Consider the following 5,498-nt stretch of genomic DNA (forward strand, 5'->3'; position numbering starts at 1 on the left):
CAGCAGCAGGAGTTCACCCGCAACCACCAGGCACGCTACCGCGGCCAGCTCATATTCCCTGACTGATCGACAGCACCCTCAATAGATCTGCACCCTTCTGGGTTCGCTCGTGATCCGCGACTGGCCGGCTGCCTGAGCCGGCAAGCTGAGGCCGGTACCCCGACGACAAGGAACAGGAAGTCGGGATTGGCCGACAGGTCCTGGAAGCCGTCCGGAAGTCGAAGGTATAGCTGGCAGTCGCGTGGTGGTCAGGTCGGCTGTCCCGGTGCGCGTACGCCGTGAAAGGGTGGCTCACCGACGCGATCAGCCGGCCGCCGGGCCGGAGTACCCGCCGCAACTCGGCCAGCGTCGGCCCCCAGTCCTCCAGGGAGTGCAACACCAGCGACGCGACCACGTCGCCGAAAGTCCCGTCGGCGAACGGTCGCGTAGGTCGACCACGTGGAGGGCTGCATCGTCGCCGAGCCGCTGCCTCGCCGGCGCCGGCATCCCGGCGCTGACGTCGATGCCGGTGTGGAGGGACAGACCCTCGGGCGATGGGCCGACAACCAGCGCACCACGGCCCGCCACACCGTCAGGAACACCCGGCGGCGCGCGGCAGGCGAGCAGGACGGTCCGGTAGCCGGAGCTGTCCCAGGCGCGCGGGGAGGCACTGGAAGCGATCGACGCGGGATGGTGCCCGGTGTGGGATGCGGGGCGGCAGCGCGCCTACCGGTTGTGCCAGGCACACGTGAGGGCCGGCGGCCCGCTCCCCGAGGCCGCGGGCTGATGTGATCGCGCAGGGCGAGGACCTGGGAGCGTGGGCGGCGGCGCAGCGTGCATGATGGGACCGGCTGATGCCCGCACAGCAGTATTTGCTGGAGTCGCTCGGGCTGGAGCCCATACCGCCGCGGCAGCCGACGCCGGGCAGAGCCGGACGGACTGGCACCGTGCCGTACGGCCCCGGTTGCAGGTGGCTACCGCCGTGGTTTACCAACCTGGGTGGGATGGTATCCGCGCCTGCCGGCCGTAGCGTTCACGGCGGCCTGGGGGCGGGCCACCACGAAGCGGTGGCAGCACCGTTACGCGGCGGCCGGCTTGGTGGCCGACGGCATCGTCGGACCGAAGACCGTGCACTACGCCGGCCGTGCACTGGACGAGGCCGGCGGCGACCGCTACGTCTACGTGGGCCTGACGGCGAACCACAAGGAGACGGGACGTTACGTGACGTTCGTCCGCTCCAGCAGCGGCGTCTGGAGCATGTACCTCGGCGATGAACTGCGGCCCTTGTACTACGGCAAGGCGACGTTCAATGCCTGCCGCTGACCGGAACGGCGAGCAACGGTGCGTGCGGCAGGGCCTGGCCGGCTCCCGGTGACAGCTCAGGCACGCGCCCAGAACTCCAGCTCATACGGCCGGACGGCCCCAGGAAGACATCCGGCCCTCTTCAGAGCACGACGACACACACGGAGGTACACCCAAGTCGATTGTCACCGGTGCCCGACGCCTGGCCGTGGCGGGGCCCACCAGCCAAAGAAGGAAGCCCATGTCGTCACACGTCCGGCCACGCCTCACGATGGCGCTGACGGCCGCCATGGCGGCACTGGTGATCGGCGGCCTCACCGCCGCGCCCGCGTCCGCCAGTAACAGCTACACCGGCGCCGCCTACATCGGCGGTCAAGGGGACTTCACGGACGACTGGACCGACGAAGGCATCCTGTCCACCAGCTCCAACACGAACTCCAACGCCACATGTTTGTGGCAGAAGGTCCTGTGGTCGTACGGCTACCTCAGCTGGGGGAGATCGACGGAAGGTTCGGCTCGGCCACCAAAACCGCCATGGTGAATTTCCAGACGAAGTGGATGGGCTTGAAGTACGTCGACGGTGCCGCGGGCAAGGACACGTTCACCGCGGCCAGTGGTCATGCCCCCTTCGCCCACGGCTACGGTCTCGCGACCGACAACGGCAGCGGCGTCACCACATACGTGGGGTCGAAACACTCGTTCAACCTCTGGCGGAACGGTGACGGCAACTACGACTTCTACGACAGCAGCGGTGTCGTCCGCAGCGCCGGATACAACTACCTCACCTGCAGCTGAGCCTCAGTCCGAAGTGCTGAGCGCTGGGCGTTCAGCTCCAGCCGGCCATCGGGCGGCATGGGCTCGGATACGCGCTCGCCGTCCCAGCCGTCGAAGAAGGCGGCGCAGGAAGCTGGAAGGGCCTGAAGGGATGCAAGTCTTGATCTGGCATCGGGCGTCCGGCTGATGGTGGGGCTCCCCGGTCGCGCTGTCGCGGGCCTTCCGTGATCCACCCGTGTCCCCACGCCCCGAACACCTTGTTGCCCGCGGGCCCTGCACGCGCCGCCTCGACGCGCTGACGTACGTTCACCCACCAGTGATCAGTCATGGGCAGATTCGTGCCGCCATCGACACCCGGGGTGCGGGACCTCGCGCTACCGTCGGCCGTCTTCGACGAGGTCTGCTTGAGGGAATCATCAGGAAGGTCGGGGAGCACCGGGAACCGGCTGCCACCATCCGGCGTGATCCGTCATGCTGACGCCAGTACGGATTACGGGAGGTGGCGGGTGGAGCGGGGCGCTCTCATCGCGGGCAGGTACGAGCTGACGCGGCTGCTCGGCCGGGGCGGCATGGGTGAGGTGTGGTCCGCCCGTGACCGGGACCTGCACCGCGATGTCGCCGTCAAGCTCCTGCACCACGACGACACCGCATCGCCCGAGCTGCTCCAGCGCTTCGCACGCGAGGCCGTCGCCGCCGCCCAGATCAACCACCCGAACGTCGTGGCCCTCCATGATCGTGGCGTCCATGAGGACGTGCACTTCCTGGTCATGGAGCACGTCGAGGGCACCAGCCTCGCCCAGCACCTGCACCGGCACGGCCCCCAGCCCCTGGGGCGCGCCCTGGGGATCGCCGAGGAGATCTGCGCCGCCTTGGTCGCCGCGCACGCCGTCAACGTCGTGCACTACGACATCAAGCCGTCCAACGTCATGCTCACCGTCAACGGTCGCGTCAAGGTCGTGGACTTCGGCATCGCCGGCTTCACACACACCCACACGTTCACGGTCGCGCCGACCAGCCTGCTCTCGCCGGTGGGCACCGCCCAGTACGGAGCGCCGGAGCAGTTCCTGGACCAGCGGGGTGACGAACGCTCCGACCTCTACGCCCTCGGCAGCGTCCTGTTCGCTCTGCTCACCGGGGAGCCGCCGTTCGGCGACGGCAGTCCGCTGGCGGTGGTCCGCCGCAAACTCGACGAAGAGCCCAGGCGCGTGACCGCGGTACGTCCCGACGTCCCGGCGGCGGTGGCCCGGTTGCTGACGGACCTCCTCCAGCGCGACCCGGACGACCGTCCCCGTACGGCGACGTCGGTGCGGCAGCGCCTCGCCCTGCTACGCGAGGGCCCCGGCCCAACCGTCCCGCTCGCGCCGGCCGCGCCCACGCGCGCCCTTCCCGGCGATGGAGGCCACGAAGAGGGTGCGGAGCCGCCCAAGGACCCCGTCCCGGAGCCGCCCAAGGACCCCGTCCCGGAACCGCCCAAGGTCTCCGTCCCGGCCCGACGTCGGACCGACCGTAGAAGCATCCTGCTTCTCGCGGCCCTTCCCGTGGCCCTCGCCCTGGTGGCCACCGTCGTCCACTACGCCACGGCCGAGCACAGCACCGACCGTGCCGACGGCACGGGATCGAGCCCCGGTCCGAGCCCCACGGCGACAGCCCGGTTCCAGCGGATGCCGAACGTGTGCAGCTACCTGGAGCGCAACCGGTTACGCGGATTCGACCAGCTGGCGGCCTGGGAGCTCACCGAGACCGACAACGACAGCAAGAACGCGAACTGCGGATGGAAGGCGGACGGCACCATCCCCTTCCAGCTGGTCCTCAACGCGCGGCTGCTCGACAGCGAGGCGGACGCGCGCAAGGAGATGGCCGCGATCACGCGGGGTCCCAATCCCTACGACCGCACCATCAACACCAGCGACGTACCGGAGTCCGACCTTCCGGCGGACGAGGCGCTGCAGTCGGTCAAGGACGAGTCGAGCGAGAAGTCCGGCAAGAAGGACTCGACATGGGTTCATTTCCGGCGCGACAACCTCTTCGTCACTGTCTGGTACAGCGAGTCCGAGATCCCCGCGGACGAAACGGACCGGCAGCAATTCTGCACGAGCAGGGCGGTACAGACCGCCCGTATCCTCGACGGGTTCCTCACGGACGAGCCGGAGAATCGTGAGAAGCCCATCTGGGGCTGACCGGCTTCGCGTGCGGGGGCGACCGCCCCGCCTCGTCCCCGTCTGCGATTCTGTCCGGCATGTCCGCACGCAATCGACGGCTGCCCCGGCACCGTGCCTGGCCCCTGACGAGAACCGACGTCGCCGAGTGTCTCGGCCCGCACCTGCACCACCTCAGGGAGCTGCGGTTCCTCACCGGGGACGACAGCCCTCGCTCGCCCCGCATGCGTCCCCTCCGCTCCGCGAACTCGGCCGCCTGCGGCAGGGACTGACCGGTCGTGAGGTGTGCGGCAAGGCTTCACACATACCTGTCATCGCCGATGTGTCCCGCAGCCCGGCTCACGAGTGACTCCGCGCCCGGGCGCACCGCAGCCCGGGTACGCGGGGTGCGTTCCCGGGCCGTGTGGTCCGGCGTCCCGGACGGGTGTCGGTGTCAGGCGGTGAGGGTCTTGTGGAGGGCGTCGAGGCCGTCGCGGTAGATGCCGGTGAACAGGGCGACGACTTCATCCTCGGTGGCGTCTTCCGGGTTGAAGCGGCCGGACCACTGGACCTCTGTGGCGTTCTCCTGTCCGGGGACGGTGTGGACGCGGATGGTGGAGACGTAGCCGTTGACGGGGAAGGGGGCCTGGAGGATGGCGTAGCTGTAGTGGCGTTCCGTCTCGTTGAAGTCGACGAGGCGCTCGATGATGACTTCGCCCTCGGAGTTCTTCAGCCGGCGGACCCGGCCGCCTTCGAGCGGGGTGCTCTCGGGGATGTAGGGGAGCCAGTCGGGCAGGGCGCCGAAGCCGCCGATGAGGCTCCAGACCTTGTCGGGCGAGGCGGGGATGATGCGGCTGACGGACGTCGAGGCCATGGTGTTTCTCCGGATGGTGTTGCTGGTGTGGGGGGTTTCGGGGGGGGTGCCCCTATCTGTTTCGTCAACCCTGGTGGGGCTGGTTCGTAGGGGTTCGTGCTGGTTTTCGGGAACGTCACGCTTCGCGTGACGTTCCCGGCGGATCGGGTGTCGTGGGGGCAGGCCGGTGGCCGGCTTGGCGGGGGTGGCCGTGCCGGTGCGCGGGCGTGACGGGGTGGAAAGGGTAGGCGGGTGGGGTGTTCAGGCGGCGAGGTCGAGGGTGCGGGGTTCGTAGAGGGTGCCGGTGCGGATCATCGCGTGGATGACGTTCACGCGTTGTCTCGCCAGGCGGAGGATGGCCTGGGTGTTTGTGTCCTGAACGCGGAAAGGGATCTGTTTGTAGGGCAGTTCCTGGAAGCGATGCTGTGCGAGAGATGAAGGTATGGCCCTTCGAA

General features: G+C 68.9%; 8 protein-coding genes. 5 read left to right on the plus strand and 3 right to left on the minus strand.

Annotated features, from left to right (window positions below; all coding sequences use genetic code 11):
• Nucleotides 1-49: 49 nt before the first annotated feature.
• Nucleotides 50-394, minus strand: a complete 345-nt coding sequence (locus tag ACFC02_RS41345; RefSeq protein ID WP_376367990.1) for a class I SAM-dependent methyltransferase — start codon at nt 392-394, stop codon at nt 50-52.
• Between the two features lie 584 nt (nt 395-978).
• Between ACFC02_RS41345 and ACFC02_RS41350 the strand changes: the two genes are divergently transcribed.
• From ACFC02_RS41350 to ACFC02_RS41370, 5 genes are all read left to right on the plus strand, one after another.
• Nucleotides 979-1,302 (plus strand): hypothetical protein, encoded by a 324-nt coding sequence (locus ACFC02_RS41350; protein ID WP_376367992.1) that lies wholly within the window; start codon nt 979-981, stop codon nt 1,300-1,302.
• A 220-nt stretch (nt 1,303-1,522) separates the two neighbouring features.
• A complete protein-coding gene (locus ACFC02_RS41355) occupies nt 1,523-1,822 on the plus strand; it encodes a hypothetical protein (protein WP_376368004.1) in 300 nt (99 codons plus the stop codon).
• Complete coding sequence (locus ACFC02_RS41360) at nt 1,729-2,076, plus strand: peptidoglycan-binding protein (protein ID WP_376367994.1); 348 nt, start codon at nt 1,729-1,731, stop codon at nt 2,074-2,076. The genes ACFC02_RS41355 and ACFC02_RS41360 overlap by 94 nt, the downstream gene beginning before the upstream one ends.
• Nucleotides 2,077-2,561: 485 nt before the next feature.
• Complete coding sequence (locus ACFC02_RS41365; protein ID WP_376367996.1) at nt 2,562-4,232, plus strand: serine/threonine-protein kinase; 1,671 nt, start codon at nt 2,562-2,564, stop codon at nt 4,230-4,232.
• 59 nt (nt 4,233-4,291) lie between these two features.
• Complete coding sequence (locus tag ACFC02_RS41370; RefSeq protein WP_376367998.1) at nt 4,292-4,483, plus strand: hypothetical protein; 192 nt, start codon at nt 4,292-4,294, stop codon at nt 4,481-4,483.
• A gap of 161 nt (nt 4,484-4,644) precedes the next feature.
• On the opposite strand, the gene ACFC02_RS41375 is transcribed toward ACFC02_RS41370, so the two are convergent.
• Together ACFC02_RS41375 and ACFC02_RS41380 are read right to left on the minus strand one after the other, a co-directional pair.
• A complete protein-coding gene (locus ACFC02_RS41375) occupies nt 4,645-5,064 on the minus strand; it encodes an SRPBCC family protein (protein WP_376368000.1) in 420 nt (139 codons plus the stop codon).
• A 240-nt stretch (nt 5,065-5,304) separates the two neighbouring features.
• A partial coding sequence (locus ACFC02_RS41380) for a hypothetical protein (protein WP_376368002.1) occupies nt 5,305-5,498 on the minus strand: 194 nt, incomplete at its 5' end.

The organism is Streptomyces sp. NPDC056160, from assembly GCF_042268205.1.
Lineage (GTDB): Bacteria > Actinomycetota > Actinomycetes > Streptomycetales > Streptomycetaceae > Streptomyces.

What these genes read in the sequence shown, in the direction of transcription:
- ACFC02_RS41355 (WP_376368004.1), top strand. Translation starts at nt 1,523, where the DNA reads ATGTCGTCACACGTCCGGCCACGCCTCACGATGGCGCTGACGGCCGCC.
- ACFC02_RS41360 (WP_376367994.1), top strand. Translation starts at nt 1,729, where the DNA reads ATGTTTGTGGCAGAAGGTCCTGTGGTCGTACGGCTACCTCAGCTGGGG.
- ACFC02_RS41370 (WP_376367998.1), top strand. Translation starts at nt 4,292, where the DNA reads ATGTCCGCACGCAATCGACGGCTGCCCCGGCACCGTGCCTGGCCCCTG.
- ACFC02_RS41375 (WP_376368000.1), bottom strand. Translation starts at nt 5,064, where the DNA reads ATGGCCTCGACGTCCGTCAGCCGCATCATCCCCGCCTCGCCCGACAAG.